Origin of the sequence: Rikenella microfusus DSM 15922, assembly GCF_000427365.1 — a bacterium.
GTDB lineage: Bacteria > Bacteroidota > Bacteroidia > Bacteroidales > Rikenellaceae > Rikenella > Rikenella microfusus.
Map to the genome: position 1 here is coordinate 109,175 of NZ_KE386488.1, position 20,054 is coordinate 129,228.

General features: G+C 59.3%; 16 protein-coding genes. 7 read left to right on the top strand and 9 right to left on the bottom strand.

Features of this window, described 5'->3' with window-relative positions; translation table 11 throughout:
* Positions 1-105: 105 nt before the first annotated feature.
* From RIKMI_RS0101295 to RIKMI_RS12570, 4 genes are all read left to right on the top strand, one after another.
* On the top strand, positions 106-738 hold the full coding sequence (locus RIKMI_RS0101295) for a membrane protein (protein WP_027290161.1): 633 nt from the start codon (positions 106-108) through the stop codon (positions 736-738).
* Positions 739-751: 13 nt separating this feature from the next.
* Complete coding sequence (locus tag RIKMI_RS0101300; protein WP_027290162.1) at positions 752-2,167, top strand: complex I subunit 5 family protein; 1,416 nt, start codon at positions 752-754, stop codon at positions 2,165-2,167.
* A 2-nt stretch (positions 2,168-2,169) separates the two neighbouring features.
* Positions 2,170-3,759 (top strand): hydrogenase large subunit, encoded by a 1,590-nt coding sequence (locus RIKMI_RS0101305; protein WP_084135305.1) that lies wholly within the window; start codon positions 2,170-2,172, stop codon positions 3,757-3,759.
* 617 nt (positions 3,760-4,376) lie between these two features.
* The gene (locus RIKMI_RS12570; RefSeq protein ID WP_051214208.1) at positions 4,377-5,186 is read left to right on the top strand and encodes an NADH-quinone oxidoreductase subunit B family protein; all 810 of its coding nucleotides are present in this window, start codon (positions 4,377-4,379) and stop codon (positions 5,184-5,186) included.
* Between the two features lie 171 nt (positions 5,187-5,357).
* Here RIKMI_RS12570 and RIKMI_RS12575 read toward each other — a convergent pair whose 3' ends face one another.
* From RIKMI_RS12575 to RIKMI_RS0101365, 9 genes are all read right to left on the bottom strand, one after another.
* A complete protein-coding gene (locus tag RIKMI_RS12575; RefSeq protein ID WP_037291308.1) occupies positions 5,358-6,425 on the bottom strand; it encodes an endonuclease/exonuclease/phosphatase family protein in 1,068 nt (355 codons plus the stop codon).
* Positions 6,426-6,450: 25 nt separating this feature from the next.
* Positions 6,451-8,046 carry a LysM peptidoglycan-binding domain-containing protein gene (locus RIKMI_RS12580; protein ID WP_037291310.1) on the bottom strand — a complete coding sequence of 532 codons (1,596 nt, stop codon included), beginning with the start codon at positions 8,044-8,046 and terminating at the stop codon, positions 6,451-6,453.
* Positions 8,047-8,052: 6 nt separating this feature from the next.
* Entirely contained in the window at positions 8,053-8,835 is a 783-nt protein-coding gene (locus RIKMI_RS0101330; RefSeq protein WP_027290164.1) for a 3'-5' exonuclease, read from the bottom strand.
* 4 nt (positions 8,836-8,839) lie between these two features.
* Positions 8,840-9,973, bottom strand: coding sequence for a DNA polymerase III subunit beta (gene dnaN, locus RIKMI_RS0101335; protein ID WP_027290165.1), 1,134 nt, complete (start codon positions 9,971-9,973; stop codon positions 8,840-8,842).
* Between the two features lie 194 nt (positions 9,974-10,167).
* Positions 10,168-11,052 (bottom strand): nucleoside phosphorylase, encoded by an 885-nt coding sequence (locus RIKMI_RS0101340; protein WP_027290166.1) that lies wholly within the window; start codon positions 11,050-11,052, stop codon positions 10,168-10,170.
* 72 nt (positions 11,053-11,124) lie between these two features.
* The gene (gene tilS, locus RIKMI_RS0101345; protein ID WP_027290167.1) at positions 11,125-12,438 is read right to left on the bottom strand and encodes a tRNA lysidine(34) synthetase TilS; all 1,314 of its coding nucleotides are present in this window, start codon (positions 12,436-12,438) and stop codon (positions 11,125-11,127) included.
* 166 nt (positions 12,439-12,604) lie between these two features.
* Complete coding sequence (locus tag RIKMI_RS14175) at positions 12,605-13,315, bottom strand: head GIN domain-containing protein (protein WP_051214211.1); 711 nt, start codon at positions 13,313-13,315, stop codon at positions 12,605-12,607.
* A gap of 675 nt (positions 13,316-13,990) precedes the next feature.
* A complete protein-coding gene (locus RIKMI_RS0101360; protein ID WP_027290168.1) occupies positions 13,991-15,088 on the bottom strand; it encodes a GIN domain-containing protein in 1,098 nt (365 codons plus the stop codon).
* Between the two features lie 61 nt (positions 15,089-15,149).
* Entirely contained in the window at positions 15,150-16,040 is an 891-nt protein-coding gene (locus tag RIKMI_RS0101365; RefSeq protein ID WP_027290169.1) for a GIN domain-containing protein, read from the bottom strand.
* Positions 16,041-16,612: 572 nt separating this feature from the next.
* Between RIKMI_RS0101365 and lepA the strand changes: the two genes are divergently transcribed.
* The 3 genes from lepA (at position 16,613) to RIKMI_RS0101385 (ending at position 19,933) form a co-directional block, all read left to right on the top strand.
* A complete protein-coding gene (gene lepA, locus RIKMI_RS0101375) occupies positions 16,613-18,400 on the top strand; it encodes a translation elongation factor 4 (protein ID WP_027290171.1) in 1,788 nt (595 codons plus the stop codon).
* A 169-nt stretch (positions 18,401-18,569) separates the two neighbouring features.
* Complete coding sequence (rpmH, locus tag RIKMI_RS0101380; protein WP_027290172.1) at positions 18,570-18,725, top strand: 50S ribosomal protein L34; 156 nt, start codon at positions 18,570-18,572, stop codon at positions 18,723-18,725.
* A gap of 83 nt (positions 18,726-18,808) precedes the next feature.
* Positions 18,809-19,933, top strand: a complete 1,125-nt coding sequence (locus RIKMI_RS0101385) for a radical SAM protein (RefSeq protein WP_084135132.1) — start codon at positions 18,809-18,811, stop codon at positions 19,931-19,933.
* Positions 19,934-20,054 lie beyond the last annotated feature (121 nt).

Genomic DNA, 20,054 nt, shown 5'->3' on the forward strand with positions numbered 1-20,054 from the left:
TCGGGGGGGCGGCGCGAGCCAAAAAATTACCGTAGTATATAATTACCTAATCATTTATAGCCTAATGCACGAATAAACGAACGGTTAAAAATACAAGACGGAGAGATGTTATTGTTATTCATCATTATTTACGCCGTGTCATTGCTTTATCTGGCAGTGGCCGAGCGATTCCGACACTACGCCTGGCTGGTCGGGCTGCAAGGATGGTTGCTGATGGGCATCGCCCTGATGCAGTTAGGCCCCGGCGAGAGTTGGGGCGCAAAGATATTCGTAGTCGCCGAAACCCTTCTGTGCAAAGGGATACTCGTTCCCTACCTGCTGTTCCGGATCATCCGCAACACCAAGATCAACCGCGTGAGCCGCAAATCCATGTCCGCCTTCGTATCGATCCTGCTGTCCGTAGCCGCGCTCGTGGTCAGTCTTTCGATCACCCGCTGGGTCAGCGACTCGCAGGCAGGCACGCTGTTCTTCGGCGTATCGCTGTTCGGACTGTTGGCCGGGTTGCTGCTCATCACCACGCGCCAGCGGATATTCTCTCACTTGGTCGGATTCCTGATTATCGAGAACGCCGTATTCCTCTTCTCGCTCGCCGTCGGGGCCGAACTGCCCATGCTCGTCAATATCGGTATCCTGCTCGACATCCTGATGGGCGTGCTGATGCTGGGTCTGTTCCTGTCCAAGATCGGCGACCGGCTGCCCAACCTCGACAACGAAAAACTATCCTCCATCAAAGACTGATCCCTTCCGTGCCATGCTGATAAACCTGCTGATCATATCCCTGGTGACCGTTCTGTTCGTGACGCTCTCGCGCAAACGCGTTTACGTACAGTTCTTCGCCCAGATATTCTTTCTGGTTCAGGTGGCCTTCGCCACCTGGGCCGTGCTGAACCGGGGAACGACGACGCTGACCTATTTCACACTCGATACGCTGGGAGTCGCCTATTACGTACTGATGGCCCTCGTGGGGTGGATCTGCTGCTGGCAGAGCAGCCGGTATCTGGACCAAGAGTCGCTGCGCGAATGCAAGATATACCTCGTCTCGCTGATCGCCCTGAACGTGGCGCTGACCGGCGTTTACTTCGCGAACGACATCACCGTGACCTGGATTTTCCTCGAAGCGACGACGCTGGCAGCGGCCGGACTGACCTACCACCGGCGCACGATGCGGAGCCTCGAAGCGACCTGGAAATACATCTTCGTCAGTTCGGCAGGGATTGCGGTAGCCTACCTCGGCATCCTGCTGCTGAGCACGGTCTCCGCATCCGGAGCGGCGGCAGACCTCTCGTATGCGGCCCTGACGCAGGCGATCGCATCGGGAGCAGGCAACCCGTTATATATCAAACTGGCCTTTCTGTTCATTCTGGTGGGATACAGCTCCAAAGTGGAGGTATTCCCGTTCTGTACCGTGGGCGTCGATGCGAACCACAGCGCACCGACCCCAGCTTCGGCCTTTATCTCGTCGGCCCTGGTGGGCGGCGGTTTCGTGGCCGTATTCCGGGTCTGGAAAACCATGCAGGGCGCCGCGGCGCTGGCCTCGTGGACAGGACACGTGCTGTTGCTGGTCGGCGGCCTGTCGCTGCTGATGGCAGCGGTCTATCTGGGACGGACGAAAAACCTGAAACGGCTGGCTTCCTATTCGACTGTGGAAAACAGCGGTTTGATGATGCTGGGGCTGGGTATCGGCGGACTCGGCGTGTGGGCCGCCGTGCTGCACTCGCTGGCACATACGCTGATCAAAGGCTCCTTCATGCTGCAAATCAGCGTGGTCGGCAAAATGTACGGCAGCTATAAAGCGGCCCGCAACGGAGGTTATTTTCGGGCCGACCCGCTGGGGGCGCTCGTGCTGGTATGCTGCCTGATCGCGCTGATCGCGATGCCGCCGTCAGTGCTGTTCCGGACGGAATACCTGATCCTGACAGGGCTGCTGGACAAAGGGTTGTGGTGGGTATTCGTTCCGGTGGCGTTGCTGCTGGTAGCGGTAATCTACTGGCTGTGCGTCAAACTGTTGCCGTTGGTTTCCAGACCGGCGGATTTGTCGAGGATAAACCGTGAGGCGCGTAATCCGTTGTTGTCGGCGGTATTGCTGCTGCTCGTGCTGCTGACGTTCGCGGCGGGGGTATGGCAGGCGCCGGAACTGGTACGGCTTGTCGATACGATCGTTTACTGATGATGGAACACAATACTTTGGACAGATGGTTTTCATGCCGTCCGGGACAGACCGGCGGAACGGGCCGCATAGCGCTGGCCGAGGTGCCGATGCTGCCGTATCCGACTTTCGCGGCCGATATGCGGGTTTTGTTGTCGGAAAAAGACGGCACGCCCCGCGAGGGAAACCGGTGCGTGGCCTATTTCGCAGTGCGGGACGCCGCGGGCGGCGATCTGATTTTCTACGCGCTGGTGGCGTGCGACGCCACAGGGGAGGTACTGGCGGCAGGCCATGTGCTGGACTATTACCAAGAGGGGTTCCCGGAGTCGCTGGCGAAAGATATTCCGGCAATGCACGTTTACGAACGCGAAATCGCCGAACTGCACGGGGTACATTTCACAGGCGCTCCGTGGGACAAACCGCTGCGTTACCCGTATAACCGGCATCACCGGGACGATTCGATAGACACTTACCCGTTTTATTCGATCGACAGCCGGGAGCTGCACGAGGTGCATGTGGGGCCGGTACATGCGGGGATCATCGAGCCGGGGGCGTTCCGTTTCCTGTGCGACGGGGAGCGGATCGTGCATCTGGAGATCGCATTGGGGTACCAGCATCGGGGCGTGGAATCGCTGGTCGCAGGGACTCGAAATCGGCTGCGGCAGATCCTGCTGGGGGAAAGCATCGCGGGAGACACGGCGATCGGCCATGCGACGGCGATGGCGGGGATTCTCGAATCGGGAGCCGCTTTCGGATGGCAGGGAAGCGAGCTCGTCCGCTGCGAACGGGCAGTGGCACTGGAAATGGAACGGTTGGCGGTGCATATCGGCGACACGGCGGCGCTGTGCATGGACATCGCTTACCAAACGGGACATGTGGCCTGCGAGGCGCTCCGTACGCTGGTCATCAATGCGATGCAGGGTTGGTGCGGCAACCGTTTCGGCAAGGGGCTGGTACGCCCGTTCGGAGCGAACCATCGGCTGACATTGGAACGGGCCAAACAGATCGAGACGACGCTGACGGAGGTGATCGGACGCTACCGGACGGTGGGCCGCGACCTGCTTTCGACGCCGTCGGTACTGGCGCGGCTGGAGGGCATCTGCCCGGTAACCAGGCGGCAGGCGCTCCGGGTGGGGGCCGTGGGACCTGCGGCACGCATGGCGGGGATACGCCGGGATACACGGCTGGCATATAATTTTTACCCGTTGGCGGAATTCGAACCTGTCGTGGTGGATGCGGAGGCGGACGGCGGCAACGGCGACCTGCTTTCGCGGCTCAAGATACGGCTGCGGGAGGCGGAGGTTTCCTGCGCGATGGTCATGGCGGGCTGCAAGGAACTGGCGGGGCGCTGGTTCGAAGAGTATCCGGCGCCGGATTACGGGCGCCCGCTGGCGCGGGAGTCGCTGGTATTCTCACTGGTCGAGGGCTGGCGGGGCGAGATTTGCCATGTGGCGCTGACGGACGCGGAGGGCGAAGTGTCGGCCTACAAGGTTTACGACCCGTCGCTGCACAACTGGATGATGCTGGCACTATCGGTACGGGGGGCCCAAATCTCGGACTTCCCGGTAAGCAACAAAAGTTTCAACCTGTCCTACTGCGGACACGATTTGTAAAATATCCGTTCGTTTAACTGTCCTCGGCTTGTGTTCGTTTTTGGTAGAAGTTGCCGGCCCGGGAATGTGCGATTTTCCGGTCCGACAGGAGCCGGGAGCGGGAAATCGCATTCCCGGCGACTTCTTTGCTTACTTTTTTGGTCGCGTAAAAAAGTAAGTGCCCCGCCGGCATGAGGCGTCCGGAGAAGCCGACGCCCCCGCAGCATGAGCGGGCGAAGAAAAGACAAACGCCCGTCGGCGAAAGACATATAATTAAACCTACGGTTTTAATTCAGGTTCCCGCGCCAGCGGGCGGCAACCGCCTCCCCGGGCGGGAAGCCGCAAAGCGTCTCCCGCAGGCGGTTGTCGAAGATGGCGGATGATGGCCGGCACAGCAGCCGAAGACGGTCCCGCACCAGTGGCCAGCCGGCTTTTAGCGCAGCTATGGAGGCGCAGCCCTCTGTTCGGGTATCGGATGGCCCGGATAGCAACCTTCGAGGAATAGGGTACTTACAGCCCGGCTCAAGTGCCAAGCGGCACCGGGCCTCCGCTGCGGGAGGCGTCCGGGCCGCCCGCTGGCGCGGGAACCTGAATTAAAAACCGCACAAATAAACGAACGGATAAATAGAAAAACGAGTATGCTACTGACGAGTTTGAAAGTGTTGGCACAGCACGGGACACAGTATATCAGACACTTGGACCGAGTGAAGCTGTGCGACGAATTCCGGGGACGACCCGTATTGCGTTCCGCCGGATTGACGCCTGCGTCAGCCGACGAGTTATGCCGGTTATGCCCCACGGGCGCCATTTCGTTCGGACAAGGCCTCGCATTGGACATGGGCCGATGCCTCTTCTGCGGCGAATGCGCCGTACGCTTTCCCGCGCAGATCCGTTTCACGAACGACTACCGGTTGGCATCGCCGACCCGGGAGGGACTGGTCGTAACCGAAAATCAGGACGGACAGTGGCATTTCGATCACCATGCCGTAAGACCCGTGATCCCGAAAATGTTCAAACGGTCGCTGCACCTGCGCGAAGTGTCGGCCGGAGGAGACAACAGCTGCGAAATGGAATTGGGAGCCGCCGGAAACGTCAATTTCGACATGGGACGCTACGGCATCGAATTTACCGCCTCGCCGCGCCATGCGGACGGAATAGCGGTTACCGGCCCCGTAACGGCGAATATGGCCCGCGAGCTGGAGGCGACCTGGCAGGCCGTACCGGAACCGAAACTGCTGATCGCCGTAGGAACCGACGCCATATCCGGCGGCCTTTTCGCCGAATCCCCGGCCGTAAACCGGGAGTTTTTCGACATCCGCAAACCGGATCTGTACGTACCGGGCAACCCCGCCCACCCGATGACCTTTATCACCGGTGTACTCGCCTTGATCCGTGGAGGACGCATCGCCGACAAAATGCAGAAAAACCGGACGGAAACGGAGGAATAAACCAGCCGGGACCCGATCGACGAAAGAAACCCGCAGGCTTCCCGAATTTTCAGTGGATTTCGGCGCCCCCTGTGGCAGAAAAGACCTGCGGCCGGAATGTCCGGCAATACCGCAGAACCGACCGGAGAGGCCTCCGACGACTCCGAATAAAGCAACCGTATCGCTTTACCCTCAACGAATCACGAACACAGCGGTCACAGGATTGTGGTCGCTGTTTTCGAATCCCAGATCGACCGTTTCGAAAGCGACGGGTTCGATGCCCGGCCCGCAGAGAGCGAAGTCCAGTAAAGTGGTCGTGGTCGTCGCCGGGTCGTAAGGCTCATAACCGTAACGGGTCGAAGGCGTCGTAGGATCGTACACGAAAGTCATATCCGACGGAAAGTCGTCCCGGTCGATTTGCAGCGGACTGAAATGTTCGTCCTCGACCGCAGCGCGGTCGGGCACATAACCCGGCGGGTTGCAGTTCCAGTCTCCCATAGTGATGCTGTACCGTTTCCCCGCCAGAAAAGCGTTCAGGAATCCCAGCTCGCCGCTGCGCATGTTTCCCGTGTCATAAGCCGTATTATGGGTATTGTTGATGTAGAGCGTCCGTACCTGCCCGGTCGAATCGCGCACCGGAATTTCGGCGCTCAGCAGGCACCGTTTGAGGTTGAAAAGCCGGACGGGGAACGAAAAACCGCCCGGATAGGCATAACGGGTTACCTCTTCCGGTTTCCGACGGGTAAGGATCGCAATGCCGCTATTGACGCGCCCCATCGGTTCGGTAACAGGAATCGGCACGAAATCGCTCCGATAGTTGAAGCCCCACCAGCCGAAATATCCGGGCAGGGCGCTGCGGATCGAATCGTATTCGTTCATGCCGTAACTGCGCCGCGAATCGAAATCCACTTCCTGAAGCAGAATCATATCCGCCCGGCCAGCCGCGCTCTCCCTGCGGAGGAACGACACGATGGCGGCGAGGTTTTCGCGCGTCCTCTCCGCCGAGGTGCGCATCCGGGTACCTCCGTCATAGAAAAAATCCATGTCGTTCCCCAATCCCGCGTAGCCGATATTCCACGAAAGGACACGCAAGGTATCGCCCACTGCCAGGGTATCGCAGGTTTCGCCCAGCGGCAGCGTATAAACGGTTTCGACCGGGGCAGGCCGCCACTCCCGCGCCCACATGACGGCGACGAACAGGGCGAAACCGAGGGCGACAAGACCGACGATACGGAGCAGGATGCGTAACAGGCGTTTCATACGGATGCCGGGGCACTGCCCCACTCTAACGGATCACTTCGATGGTATAGTCCGGTTTGTAATGCACGATGGGCCACGCGATATTGCGGTATTTACCGCTGCCTTCCTCCGGCCTGCGGAAATCGTAACCCACTTGCAGGAGCTGCGGGTCGTAACCGCGGTTGGCGATACGGTCGGGCATGTCGGAACCGAAATGGCTGAGCGCGCCCCCGAAATACCGGATCACGTCATAGCCTCGGAATGCGTATGGGCTGGGCAATTCGCCGAACGCATCGATGTACTGCCGGTAGAACTCCGCCACCGCCGGATCGCTGCGGTCGGCATGGTACGAAGCCGGATAATGCACGTCCAATTTATAAAACAGGTCGAGATTGATATTCGACAGCCATTCCCAGCGGGGCGTGCCGACCACCGTGATACGGTATTTGCCGTTCATGTTGATCGAACTGAGGTGGGAAAGCACCCCTTCCAGCGCATCGACGCGGTTCACCGGCACATAGACGATATTGTCGCGGTCTTTGTCCAGCACAGCGTTCAGCCGGATGTCCATCGCCTGACTCTGGGTGCGGACGCCGGTGAAAGAGATAGTCGAGACCTTGTCGCCCAACTGCGTTTCGATCCGGGCCAGTACCGCCGTATCGGGATGCTCCACATGGTCGATCAGCACCAGATTGGCTTCCGCGCTCCGGCTGCCCGGCTTGCCGCCGAACAGGTCGAATATCCGCTGATAGGTACGATCCTCGGCCGGAGGAGCCTCGAACACATAGGGGTTGTTTTCGGCCCCGACGGCACCGAGCGGGCTGACCACGGGAACCCCTTTCTGCGCCGCGAATTCGGCTATCGGTCCGAAGGCTTCGGCATAAACGGGACCGACGACGAGGTCGGCCCCGTCCAGCTGCCCGGAAGCGATGCGTTCGCGCACCGTTTCGGCCGACGCGCCGCTGTTCAGGAAACGGACATCCGCCGAAACGCCTTCCGTTTTCAACGCTTCGAGGCCGAGCAGTATGCCTTTATAATACTCCGAGAACCGGTCGTTGGTTTTCATGCCGGGCTGCATAGGCAACAATACGGCGATATCGAGCGGCTCGTGTTTGTCGATCTCTTTCAGCCGGCCGTCGCCGAAAGCGGGTTCCTCCGCTGCGACTGTCTCCAGCGTGTCGGGGAGCGGGTAAAAGATTCTTTCGGCGGGTCGCCGGAAAGGATCGTACCGGTTTTCCGGATAGGCGTCCTGCCGCGGAACATTCCGCGGCGGAACGGAAGGGGTAATCGGTTCGATCTGCGGTTCAGGCCGTTCCTGCGGCCTGTTTTCCGCGTCGCCGGCGTGCGTCTGCCCCGCCGCATGCCGTTTCTGCGCACGTTTCGGAATCAACAGGGTCTGCCGCGCCCTCAGTACGTCCCGAGTCAGGCTGTTGGCCTTCATGATCTCCTCCTGGCTCACGGCATACGCTTTGGCGATAGCGTAAAGGGTTTCGCCTTTGCGGACCTTGTGAATCAGGTATTGTTCGCCGCGGATCGTGATACTGCGTTCGGAGAGGCGTACGGCGGTCTGCGCGGCGGCTCCGGTGAAGACCGGGCCGCTGAGCAGGAGCAGAAAAGCGAGATGCAGCAGGTGGCGGGTCATATCGTTTTATTTTTTCGCCGGATGATGAACGGTTTCGAGCCGCAGCCGGGTGATGACCTGTTTGGTGTTGAGCGGGAAGTCGCCGTTCAGCATCCAACTGTAATAACTCGGCTCCGCAGCGAAGACTTCGGCCACGGGCCGTCCTTTGTGCTTGCCGAAATTGAACACGGGGACGTCGTTGTCGTCGAGCACGATGCGTCCCGCGAAATCCACGTTGCGGTTCATCTGCGAAAACTCGGCCAGGAAGTCCACGTCGTTTTTCAAATCGTCCGGATACCGGTCGAGCTGCGCCTTGAGCACATCGTAAGTGGCGCGGATGTCGGCTTCGGCGGAGTGGGCGTTCTCGATCTCGGCGCCGCAGTAGAATTTGTAGGCGGCGGCCAGCGTGCGCTGTTCCATCTTGTGAAAGATGTTCTGCACATCGACGAACCTCCTGCCGCCCAGATCGATCTCGACGCCGGCCCGCATGAACTCCTCGACGAGGATCGGGATATCGAACTTGTTCGAATTGTACCCGGCCAGATCGGCCCCTTTAAGGAAAGCGGCCAGCGATTTGGCGATCTGCGGGAAAGTCGGACAATCCCTGACATCGTCGTCCGTGATGCCGTGAATGGCGGTCGAAGCCTCGGGAATGTGCACGCCGGGATTGATCCGGCGCGTCTTGCTCTCCTCGTCGCCGTTCGGATGTACCTTGATCAGCGAAATTTCGACGATATGGTCTTTCGCCGGATCGACCCCCGTGGACTCGATGTCGAAGAAGATGATCGGCCGTTTGAGTTTCAGTTCCATGACCCTATGCGTTGATCATCATCGGCATGAGGAGCATCAGCAGCGACTCGCCCTCCGTTTCGGTCTCGGAGGGGAAGAACAGACCGGGCCGGGTGGCGTCGGCCAGTTCGATCGAGACTTCCGGAGAGTGGATGTTGCCCAGCAGGTCGAGCAGGAACGAAGAACGGAAACCGATTTCGATCGGGGTGCCTTCGTAGTTGCAGCTGATGTTGTCTTCGGCCGAGGCGGCATAGTCGATGTCCTGCGCCGAGAGGTTGATGTTCCCGGCGGTGAGGTCCATCTTGATGAGCTGGTTGGCCTGGTTCGAGCAGACCGAGACGCGCTTGATGGAGTTCAGCAGTTCGACGCGGTCCACCAGCACCTTGTTGGGGTTGTTGTTGGGGATAACGGCGTTGTAGTTCGGATAGTTTCCTTCGATCAGCCGGCAGACGATCTTGTGCTTGGGCAGCGTGAAGATGGCGTTCTTGTTGTCGAAAGTGACGGTAACCATGTCTTCGGCGTCGCGCGAGAGCAGATTCTTGAGCAGGTTGGCCGGTTTTTTCGGCAGGATGAACGAAGCCTCTTTGTCGGAGGTCACGTTGGCGTTCTTGAACAGGGCCAGCCGGTGCGCGTCGGTCGCCACGAAGGTGATCTCTTTCGGCGACAGGCAGATGTCGATCCCGTTCATCACGGGGCGCAGCTCGTCGTCGGCCGTAGCGAAAAGGGTCTGCACGATACCGTCGCCCAAAGCCGGGGCCGGGATGTAGAATATGGTCGCCGTCGTTTCGTCCACGGCGGGCAGTTCGGGATAACCGAGACCGGTAATGCCGGGAATGCTGAGTTTCCCGGTTTTCCAGCTGATGGTCACCTCCCAGCTCTCCTTATCGACGGAGATGGTCAGGGGCTGTTCCGAAAATTCCTTGATCGAGTCGGTAATGCGCCGCGCCGGAATGGCCACGATGCCGTCGCCGTCCTGATTGTCTACTTCGAGGGTGGAAATCAGCGTAGTTTCGAGATCCGAAGCGGTGATTTTCAGCTGATTGCCGGACAAGTCGAACAGGAAATAGTCGAGAATCGGCAGGGTGTTCTTGTTGCTGATGACTTTGCCGATGGATTGGAGGTTGTTCGACAGCAGGCTGCTGGATATGATGAATTTCATACGGGAATGTGTTTGTCGTTTATGATTCGCGATATATCAAGCAAAGATAATGTTTTTTACCGTTATGTCAATGCGGAACGACAAGCGCCGCACGAAACGGGTCCGGAACGGCCGGAGACAGGCAGGGCAAAACCGGCAGGAACGAAGCCGAAACGAACCGGTACGGGGGATTCCGGGAAAAGTCCGCCGGAGAATCAGGCATTTCGTGTCAATTTCGCCAGTGCGGTTTCGACCATATTCCGGACGAAGGCGGCATAATCCGGCTTGCTGTCGCCCGCCGTGCGCTGGGCGATGACGGTGCAGACGGTCAGTGCGCGGTGGCCCAACAGCGCGGCGAGGCCCGCGATGGCCGAACTTTCCATCTCCAAGTTGGTGACCCGCAGGTCCTCGTGTTCGAACCGTTCGATCTTTTCCAGATAATCGGGCCGGGCCAGCGGCAGGCGCACGACACGTCCCTGGGGCGCATAAAAGCCCGGCGCCGACAGGGTCAGCCCCCGGATCGCAACGTCGCCGAACAGTTCGATAAGGCCCGCGTCGTTACGGACGAAATAAGGACGGGCGAGACGTTCGTCCCAACCGGTCTGCCGCACGAACGCCTCTTCGAGCCGGAGGTCGCGGACGGCCTCGCTGTCGGCATAGAAATTGAGCAGGCCGTCGATACCGCCCGAAACGGCGGACATGACCAGAGCGCCGAGCGGTATGTCGGGCTGCACGGCGCCGCAGGTACCCAGACGGACGATGCGCAGGCTGCGCCGCTGCGGTCCGGGTTTCACGACACGGGCGGCGAAATCCACATTGGCCAGCGCGTCGAGTTCGTTCATCACGATGTCGATATTGTCGCAGCCGATACCGGTGGAGACGACCGTCAGCCGGACGCCGTTCAGCGTTCCGGTATGACAGCGGAACTCGCGGTTGGCCGCGCTGTGCTCGACCCGGTCGAAATAGCTGGCCACCATGCTGCTGCGGTCGGGATCGCCGACCAGAATCACGGTATCGGCCAGCTCGTCGGGCTTCAGGTGGAGATGGAATACGGAACCGTCGTCATTGACGATCAGCTCCGAGGAAGGTATGGTACGCATGGGACGCAAGATTTAGGGTGAAATGAATCGGTTCGGAGGGCTGAGACCCGGAGGGGTCGACGTACAAAACGCTTATAAAGTGATGCGGACGACCCGACGGGCGTCCTGCCGGACTTTGTAACGGTCGTCGATACGCCGTCCGACCAGCCACACGATGGTCTCCCCCGAAACGAGCACGCCCTGGCGGGCCTTCTCCGTAACAGGCACTTTGGCGTCGATCAGGAAATCGCTCACCTTTTTCTGGCCGAACATCCCCAACGGGATGAACCAGTCGCCTTCGCGCCACTGCCGCAGGCGCAGGGGAAATTTCAGGGCGTCGGCGGTCAGGTAAGCCACGTTCGGCGGAGCGGCGAGGCTGTCGGGCAGGTCTCCGACCGACAGCCACTCGACGCGGGGGTCGTCTTCGGCGATCTGTTCGTCGCCAAAAGGTTCCGCGGCGCGGGGGACGAGCAGGATGCGGCTCCGGTCGATAACGGCGCTCCACAGGGGAGCGTCGAACCGTTTGCCGGACACGGTGGTATCCTCTTCTTCCGTCCGGTTTCCCAGCAGATCGGCCATATCTTCCGTGGTTTCGGGGGCGAAACCGCGGGGACGCAGCAGTTCGTACAATTCGAAACCGAGACATTCGGGATCGAGGGCGGTCAGGTCGATCGTGTCGCCTTCGACGGCACGGCGGCGCAATCGGTCGATTTGCAGGTCGATATAACGCTGGGTCTCCCGGAGCCGGACGAGGTTTTCCTCCATCGTTCGGGCGAAACGGTTGCCGGAAGCGCTCTCCAGCCGGGGCAGGATGTCATGGCGCAGCCGATTGCGCAGGTATTTGAGGCCTGCGTTGGTGGAGTCTTCGCGATAGGGTACGTTTTCCGCCGCCGCGTATGCGGTAATGTCGTCGCGGCGGGCGAAAAGCAGCGGACGGACGATACGTCCGCGCCGGTCGCCGATACCGGTCAGTCCCCTCAGGCCGGTACCGCGCAGCAGGTTGATGAAAAAGGTCTCGGCGGAGTCGTCGGCATGGTGGGCGATGGCTATTTTATCGTAACCGTGTTCGTCGCAGAGGCTGTCGAACCACTCGTAACGGAGTCTCCGGGCGGCCATCTGGATGGATTCGCCGCGCCGGCGGGCCTCCGCTTCGGTATCGAAACGGACGGTATGCAGGGGAATACCGTACCGGCGGCAGCAGGTCTCTACCAGCCGTTGGTCGCCGTCGGATTCGGCCCCTCGCAGGCCGAAATTGCAGTGTGCCGCGGCGATGCGCCCTTCGAATACCCGGCGGGCCAGGTCGAGGAGGGTCATGGAATCGATGCCGCCGCTGACGGCGATCAGGATGCGGTCGCCGGGCGCGATAAGCCGCCGCTGGCGGATGTATTGTCGGAAGTCGTCGAGCATGGTTTTGCGGGTCGGTCGCCGCCGATGTCGAACCGCGATGCGGACAGGCCGGGAACGGGATCGTTCCGGAAGCCTGTCCGCAGGGATGGCGGCGCAAGAGGCGAATGATCTTCGGGTACGGTTACAAACTTACGGATAAATCCGTGCCGTTCGCCTCGCCGGGGGATTATTTCATCGGGCCGTAGGAGCCGCCGGACGAGGAACCGGTATTGACCTGCGTGGCCCCGCCGGCATACCGTACCGATGCGCCGCTGGAGGCCCGGCCGCGGATGGAGCGGGTGGCGCAGCACCGAAGCGACGATCCGGACGAGGCGTCGGCCTGTACGTTCTGGGCTTGCAGGTCGCGCAGGTTCGCGGTGGCTCCGGAACTGGTCGAGGCTTCGAGCCGGTCGGCAAAACCGCTGACAACGGCTTTGGCTCCGGAGCGTACGTCCACGCTGACGGTTTTCGCGTCGATGTCGATCCCGCTGACGGATGCCCCGCTGTGGACATCGATGTCGCATGCCGGGGCTGTGAAACTGCCGTTCCCGACGACCCGGGAACCGGAGTGCACGTCGAGTTTTTCGAGCGCATTGACTGTGATTTCCGCTTTCCGGGCAAGGTTCCTGCGTTGCAGGCCGATCGGTATGTTGTCGAATCCAATCCGGAGTATGCCATCTTCGATTTCTACCTGCAAATAGGGTTCCAGGCGGCTGTCCACCGAGATGACGGCGCCGCTGGAGGCTCCTTGTTTCAGGATCACGTCGAATCCGCTGCGGGCCTCAACGCCGCTCAGGTGGCCGGTCTCGACAGTCCTGGCGTCCATCTTTTCCTGCGCCAGTGCGGTGCGGCCGCCAATCGCGAGGGCGGCGCAAAGAATCAGTAAGGTCTTTTTCATGGTGGTCTTGCGTTTTACGATGATTGTTCGTCAGAAAAATAATTGAAAGGTTAGTATTACGACCAAAATCAGCGAGGGCTGCTTGCAAGCCTTCGCCGGGGGTGGGTTGCCGTTCCGGCTTCCTCCTTGCGCCTCGGCCATACGAACAAGTTCGATGGCGCTCGGCTGCTGCGTCGGTTCGAGCTGACCGCTACGCGGACGATTAACCGTACTATTAATCTCCCTTGTTTGTTTTGTGACAGAGGCTGCTGACCCGGGAATGTGCGATTTCCCGATTCGACGGTAGTCGGGAACGGGGAATCGCATTCCCGGCGACTTTTTTGTCTCCTTTTTTGGTCGCGCAAAAAAGGAGATGCCCCGCCGGCATGAGGCGTCCGGAGCAACCGGTGCCCCGCGGCATAAGCGGGCAAAGAAAAACAAACACCTGTCGGCGAAAGACGTACGATTATGTCTAAGGTCGGACGTCCGGAAGGTCTCGGGTAGCTACAGCCCGGCTCGAGTGCCGAGCGGCACCGGGCCTCCCGAGGGAGAGGCGTCCGGCCCGCCCGCTAACGCGAAAACTTGTTTTTAATCATACTTTTCATTTGCAGGCTAAATCCCGGAGCCAACGGAGGCGCGATCGAAGGTACAGCCCGGAGCCACCCCCGCAAGCCTGTGGAAATCGCTCCCGAACGCTTATTCGACTGCCTCAATGCTGCCCATGTTCGATTTTTCGAAAACGGTACGGATCGGGCCGTCGGTACGGTAACGGATCGAGCTGCTACCCGAAGCCGCCGCTTCGAGACTCCGGGTCGGGTAACAAGTGATACCGCCCATGCCCGAAGCCTCGCAAACCACCTCCCGGCTTTCCACTTCCCCGATCCGGATATGCGAGCTGCCGCCGGCTGCAGCCTCCACGGTTTCAGCCCTGCCCTTTCCGGTAACCGACGCCATCCCGGAAGTCGTGATGTCGAGGCGACCGATCGTCCCGCCGTCGAAGTCCAGACCCGACGACCCGCTGGCTTCGATCCGTACGGAAGGCGCACCGCCTCTGACTTCCGCACGGCTCATGCCGCTCGTCTCGATCTCCAACGAAACGTCCAGCCCGCCGCAGTCGAGTTCAAGTCCGGACGAACCGCTGGCAACGGCCCGGGTCGAAGGCGCTCCCCCTTCGACCGTCGCGCGGCTCATGCCGCTCACTTCGATGTCCAAAGACGAAACGCTGCCGCAATCCACGACCAACGAAGACGAACCGCTGGCCGAGATCTCGGCAGAGCAGGCATTTTTCAGCATAAGGTTGTCGATCCGGCTCATCCCGGAAGTTTTCGTTTCGGTGCCCCTGCCGCCGGTAACGGCGATTTCCAGCGGGCCGATTCGCGACGATCCCGAAGCCTGGATAACCGATGCCGTTCCGGTAAAGGTCCCTTCCGGCCGGATATCCGCCATACCGGACACTATAAGCCGGTCGAGCGAAGCGACCGTAATTTCGGCCGTAGGCCGGCACGACCATCGGGCGCCGTTTTGCAGTTCGCGCGGCAGGTCGCGAAACCCGAGGGTCAGGATGCCGCCCCGGAGTTCGGCCTTCAGGTAGGGTTCCAGACGCGCGTCGATCGTGACCTGAGCGCAGGAATTTTTCGGATTGTCGTCCTGACGCAGAACGACTGTGAAAACAGAACCGACTTGCAGCCCATCGATGGACGTGCCCTGTACCGGAGTCAGGATCTGCCGTTCGCCTGCCAATACTGCAGACAGCGAAAAAACGGCGACGCAAAGGGTGGATAGAATTTTTCTCATGGGATTCGGACAATCGGTTTTTCAAATATAACCATTTAAAAGATGGTTCGAAAGGATTTTGTTATCGGATACTGATGGAACTGGCTCCCGAAGCCGCTTTTTTAAGCACTTCGGGGTTTCCCGTACAGGAGATATGGCTGGCGCCGCTGGCCGAAGCGCTCAGCCGGCCGGTCGCATGACAATCGATACGCGCCGCGCCGGAAACGGAACATTCGGCCGTTTCGGATACCATTTCTCCGAGCTGACATTTCGCGACGCCCGACACGTCGGCGGTCAAATGACCGACACTGCCCGACAGTTCGATTTTGGCGGTTCCGCCGGCGTCGATACCGAGGGCGCGGGTATGGCAGGCGAAAGAGAGACGGGTGGCGCCGCTGGCGGCGATACCGACCCGGGAAGGATGGCCGAAATTGGCGCCGGTCAGTTGGCTGGCGCCGGAACAATCGACGGAAACAGAACCGCCGGTCTCGATGTGCAGCCCCTCGGTTTTGGACGCGCCGCTGGTCTGAATTTTAATATCGTCGGCCCTGAATTCGCCTTCCGCAGTGATTTTGGCAGCTCCGGAAGCCTCGATCGCGTTTAGTTCCCGAACGTCGATAACGGCGGCAGGCTGGATCGTCCAGTACTGCCCGTAACGCAAATATTGCGGCAGATCGTTTTTCATGCCGAGGGTCAGGCGGCCGTTTTCGAGTTTGCAGACCAAATAAGGTTCCAGGCGGCTGTCGATGGAGATCCGGACGCCGGTCCGGTCGCTTTTCCGGATGACGGCCTGGAAAGCGAAGCCGACATCGACGGCATCGATCCGTTGTCCCTGGAATTTATCTTCGACGACGGTCGTCGCGGTTTCGGCCGTCTGTTCGGCTTTGGCGCGATTCACCTTGTCGGACTGGGGGAAGCATGCGGTAACATTGATACAGACAAACATCAAGGCGGCGAACAGCAGGTGTTTCATGGCGTATATATGTTTTTCGTTTTTGTTTCGTATTCCGTGATTTTCTTTATGCGAGGATGCAAACGAGCATCGTGGCGATGAGCAGCAGGTGTTTCATGGCGTATATGTGTTTTTCGTTTTTGTTTCGTATTCCGTGATTTTCTTTATGCGAGGATGCAAACGAGCATCGTGGCGATGAGCAGCAGGTGTTTCATGGCGTATATATGTTTTTTCGTTTTTGTTTCGTGTTCCGCGGTTTTCTTTAGGCGAGGATGCAAACGAGCATCAAAGCGACGAATAACAGGTGTTTCATTGCTGTCGTATTTTTTCGGTATCACAATCAGGTTGGCGCCCGGTTCCGACGGCGACACTATATAGACGTTCTGTTCGTGCCTTTCGGATTTTCCGGTTCTGCCTTTTCTTATGCCAGAGTCGTGCCACAAAATAAAAACAATTGAAAATCAGCGATTTAAAAATCACATACGACCCGAAGAGTGTCTAATAATTAGACACCCGTTGTCTAACTCTTTGACAAACGGGCTTTCCCGAAAAAATCGCTATTTTTGTACCCCTTAGTTGATTACTGTATTTTTATGAAGAATATCCGCAACTTTTGCATCATCGCGCATATCGACCACGGCAAATCGACGCTGGCCGACCGTCTGCTGGAAGTGACCAAAACGGTCAGCGAACGGGAATTGCAGGCGCAGGTGCTGGACGACATGGACCTGGAGAAAGAGAAAGGCATCACGATCAAGAGCCATGCGATACAGATGGAATACGTACTGGACGGGGAGAAATATGTCCTGAACCTGATCGACACGCCGGGCCACGTGGACTTTTCGTACGAAGTGTCGCGGGCCATCGCCTCGTGCGAAGGGGCGCTGCTGGTGGTGGACGCGACGCAGGGCATCCAGGCGCAGACCATTTCGAATCTCTATCTGGCCCTGGGCAACGACCTGGAGATCATCCCCGTGCTCAACAAAATCGATATGGCCGCGGCGATGGTCGAAGAGGTGAAAGACCAGATCGTGGACATGCTGGGTTGCAAGCGCGAAGAGATACTCGCGGCATCGGGCAAAACGGGCCAGGGGGTCGAAGAGATTCTGCGGGCCATCGTGGAACGGGTGCCGGCTCCGAAAGGCGACGACACCGCGCCGTTGCAGGCATTGATCTTCGACTCGGTATTCAACCCGTTCCGGGGAATCATCGCCTATTTCCGCGTGATGAACGGGGTGATCCGCAAGGGCGAACGGGTCAAGTTCTTCAACGCAGGCAGCGAGTACGACGCCGACGAGATCGGGGTGCTGAAACTCAAGATGTCGCCGCGCGAAGAGATACGTGCCGGAGACGTGGGCTATATCATTTCGGGCATCAAAAACTCGGTGGACGTGAAGGTGGGGGACACGATCACTTCGGTGGCGACGCCCTGCCGGGAGGCGATCGCGGGCTTCGAGGATGTGAAACCGATGGTCTTCGCCGGGATCTACCCGGTCGAGACCGACCAGTACGAAGACCTCAGGGCCTCGCTCGAGAAATTGCAGCTCAACGACGCGTCGCTGACTTACGAGCCGGAATCGTCGCTGGCGCTGGGCTTCGGCTTCCGCTGCGGCTTTCTCGGCCTGCTGCACATGGAGATCATCCAGGAGAGGCTGTTCCGGGAGTTCAACATGGACGTGATCACGACGGTGCCGAACGTGTCGTACAAAGTATTCACGACCAAAGGCGACGAACTGATGGTCCACAATCCGTCGGGGTTGCCGGAACCGAACCTCATCGACCATATCGAGGAACCGTATATCCTGGCGCAGGTCATCACCAAAACGGAGTATCTGGGAGCGATCATGAAACTGTGCATCGACAAGCGGGGGGTGCTGCTGAACCAGAATTTCATCACGACCGACCGGGTGGAGGTCAATTTCGACATGCCGCTGGCCGAAATCGTCTTCGATTTTTACGACAAGCTGAAAAGCGTTTCGCGGGGCTACGCGTCGTTCGACTACCACATGACGGACTACAAGCCGTCCAAGCTGTCGAAACTGGACATCCTGCTGAACGGGGAACCGGTGGATGCGCTCTCTTCGCTGATCTATGTGGACCACGCCTACGATTTCGGCCGCAAAATGTGCGAGAAGCTGAAAGAGCTGATTCCCCGCCAGCAGTTCGACATCGCGATCCAGGCGGCGATCGGGGCGAAGATCATCGCCCGCGAAACGGTCAAGGCAGTGCGCAAGGACGTAACGGCGAAGTGTTACGGAGGGGACATCTCGCGCAAACGGAAACTGCTGGAAAAACAGAAGGCCGGGAAGAAACGGATGCGCCAGGTGGGCCGCGTGGAGGTGCCGCAGGAGGCGTTTCTCGCAGTGCTCAAAATGGATTGACGGAACTGTGGGCCGGCCATCCGGAATATCGAAACAAACCGAATGGGGATACTTCTGAAATCATATGCCTTATGACTTGCGAAAAACAAAAGAAAGACGTATCTTTGCCCTGCATTTTCCGGTATCGATCCGGACAAATTCCTGAAAATTAAGACAATACAGAATAACCATGAAAAGGACTTTCCAACCCTCGCAGCGCAAACGCGTCAACAAGCACGGTTTCCGTGAACGTATGTCAACCCCGAACGGCCGCCGCGTACTGGCCGCACGCCGGGCCAAAGGACGCAAGAAACTGACCGTATCCGACGAATTCCGTCAGGCATAATCGCGTAAAAATATTTTCCGCCGAAAGGCCGAGCCTTCTTTTCCGTAACGGACAAGAAGGCTTTTTCGTAATTTTGTACCGCCATGACCGACGAACTCATACGCCACCTGAACCTCTCCCCAGAGGTCGGACGCATCGCCTCCCGGCTGTCGGAGGCCGGCGAACGCTACCGGCTGAGCGACGCCGACGCCCTCGTGCTGATGCGCGAAGCCCCGATAGCCCTGCTGGGCGCTCTAGCCGTAGCCCGCAAGAGAGAAGTTTCCGGAAACGAAGTCTATTACAACCGGAATATCCATATCGAGCCGACCAACATCTGCGTTTTCAAATGCCGGTTCTGCTCCTACCGGCGCGGCGCCGGCGAGCCGGACGCCTGGTACCACGACCTCGACGCCGTGGAACGGCTGGCCGCCGAACGACAGGGCGAACCGATCACCGAAGTGCATATCGTAGGCGGCGTGCATCCCGACCACGACCTCGATTACTATTGCGAAATGATCCGCCGGGTCAAAAAGGCATTGCCGCACGTGGCGGTCAAGGCATATACGGCGGTGGAACTGCACTATATCATCGGCAAGGCGGGCCTGTCGCTCGAAGCGGGCCTTCGACGGCTCAGGGAAGCCGGCATGGAGGCCATACCGGGCGGCGGAGCCGAGATTTTCGACCCGGAGATCCGCGGACGGATCTGCCCGGAGAAACCGAGCGCCGCCGAATGGCTGGCCACGCACGAAGCGGCCCACCGCCTGGGCCTGTCCACCAACTGCACGATCCTTTACGGCCACATCGAGCGGTACGAGCACCGCATCGACCACTTGCGGCAACTGCGCGAACTACAGGACCGCACGCATGGTTTCGACGCCTTTATCCCGCTCAAATACAGGAATATGCACAACTCCATGTCGGCCATCGGCGAGGTATCCCTGCCGGAAGACATGAAGATGATGGCGATTTCGCGCCTCTACCTGGACAACATCCCCCACATCAAGGCTTACTGGCCGATGCTGGGGATCGGCGCTACGGAGCTGGCGCTCTCGTTCGGGGCGGACGACATCGACGGAACGATCGACGATACGACCAAAATCTACTCGATGGCGGGGGCCGAGGAACAACGGCCGCGCCTGACGACGGAACGCATGGAACGACTGGTACGGACCGCCGGCTTCGAACCTATCGAACGCGATACGTTCTACCGCCCCGTATCCCGCCAATAAATTTTGGCGACCATATACGACCTTACACAAGTCCCGTTTCGGCTCGGCGCCGGACGGCTTTCAGCCGTCGGGGGGGCGGCGCGAGCCGAAAAATTACCGTAGTATATAATTACCTAATCAT

Excerpts from the sequence above, each read along its gene's own strand:
- RIKMI_RS0101295 (WP_027290161.1), top strand. The coding sequence starts at position 106 with ATGTTATTGTTATTCATCATTATTTACGCCGTGTCATTGCTTTATCTG.
- RIKMI_RS0101300 (WP_027290162.1), top strand. The coding sequence starts at position 752 with ATGCTGATAAACCTGCTGATCATATCCCTGGTGACCGTTCTGTTCGTG.
- RIKMI_RS0101305 (WP_084135305.1), top strand. The coding sequence starts at position 2,170 with ATGGAACACAATACTTTGGACAGATGGTTTTCATGCCGTCCGGGACAG.
- RIKMI_RS12570 (WP_051214208.1), top strand. The coding sequence starts at position 4,377 with ATGCTACTGACGAGTTTGAAAGTGTTGGCACAGCACGGGACACAGTAT.
- RIKMI_RS12575 (WP_037291308.1), bottom strand. The coding sequence starts at position 6,425 with ATGAAACGCCTGTTACGCATCCTGCTCCGTATCGTCGGTCTTGTCGCC.
- RIKMI_RS12580 (WP_037291310.1), bottom strand. The coding sequence starts at position 8,046 with ATGACCCGCCACCTGCTGCATCTCGCTTTTCTGCTCCTGCTCAGCGGC.
- RIKMI_RS0101330 (WP_027290164.1), bottom strand. The coding sequence starts at position 8,835 with ATGGAACTGAAACTCAAACGGCCGATCATCTTCTTCGACATCGAGTCC.
- dnaN (WP_027290165.1), bottom strand. The coding sequence starts at position 9,973 with ATGAAATTCATCATATCCAGCAGCCTGCTGTCGAACAACCTCCAATCC.
- RIKMI_RS0101340 (WP_027290166.1), bottom strand. The coding sequence starts at position 11,052 with ATGCGTACCATACCTTCCTCGGAGCTGATCGTCAATGACGACGGTTCC.
- tilS (WP_027290167.1), bottom strand. The coding sequence starts at position 12,438 with ATGCTCGACGACTTCCGACAATACATCCGCCAGCGGCGGCTTATCGCG.
- RIKMI_RS14175 (WP_051214211.1), bottom strand. The coding sequence starts at position 13,315 with ATGAAAAAGACCTTACTGATTCTTTGCGCCGCCCTCGCGATTGGCGGC.
- RIKMI_RS0101360 (WP_027290168.1), bottom strand. The coding sequence starts at position 15,088 with ATGAGAAAAATTCTATCCACCCTTTGCGTCGCCGTTTTTTCGCTGTCT.
- RIKMI_RS0101365 (WP_027290169.1), bottom strand. The coding sequence starts at position 16,040 with ATGAAACACCTGCTGTTCGCCGCCTTGATGTTTGTCTGTATCAATGTT.
- lepA (WP_027290171.1), top strand. The coding sequence starts at position 16,613 with ATGAAGAATATCCGCAACTTTTGCATCATCGCGCATATCGACCACGGC.
- rpmH (WP_027290172.1), top strand. The coding sequence starts at position 18,570 with ATGAAAAGGACTTTCCAACCCTCGCAGCGCAAACGCGTCAACAAGCAC.
- RIKMI_RS0101385 (WP_084135132.1), top strand. The coding sequence starts at position 18,809 with ATGACCGACGAACTCATACGCCACCTGAACCTCTCCCCAGAGGTCGGA.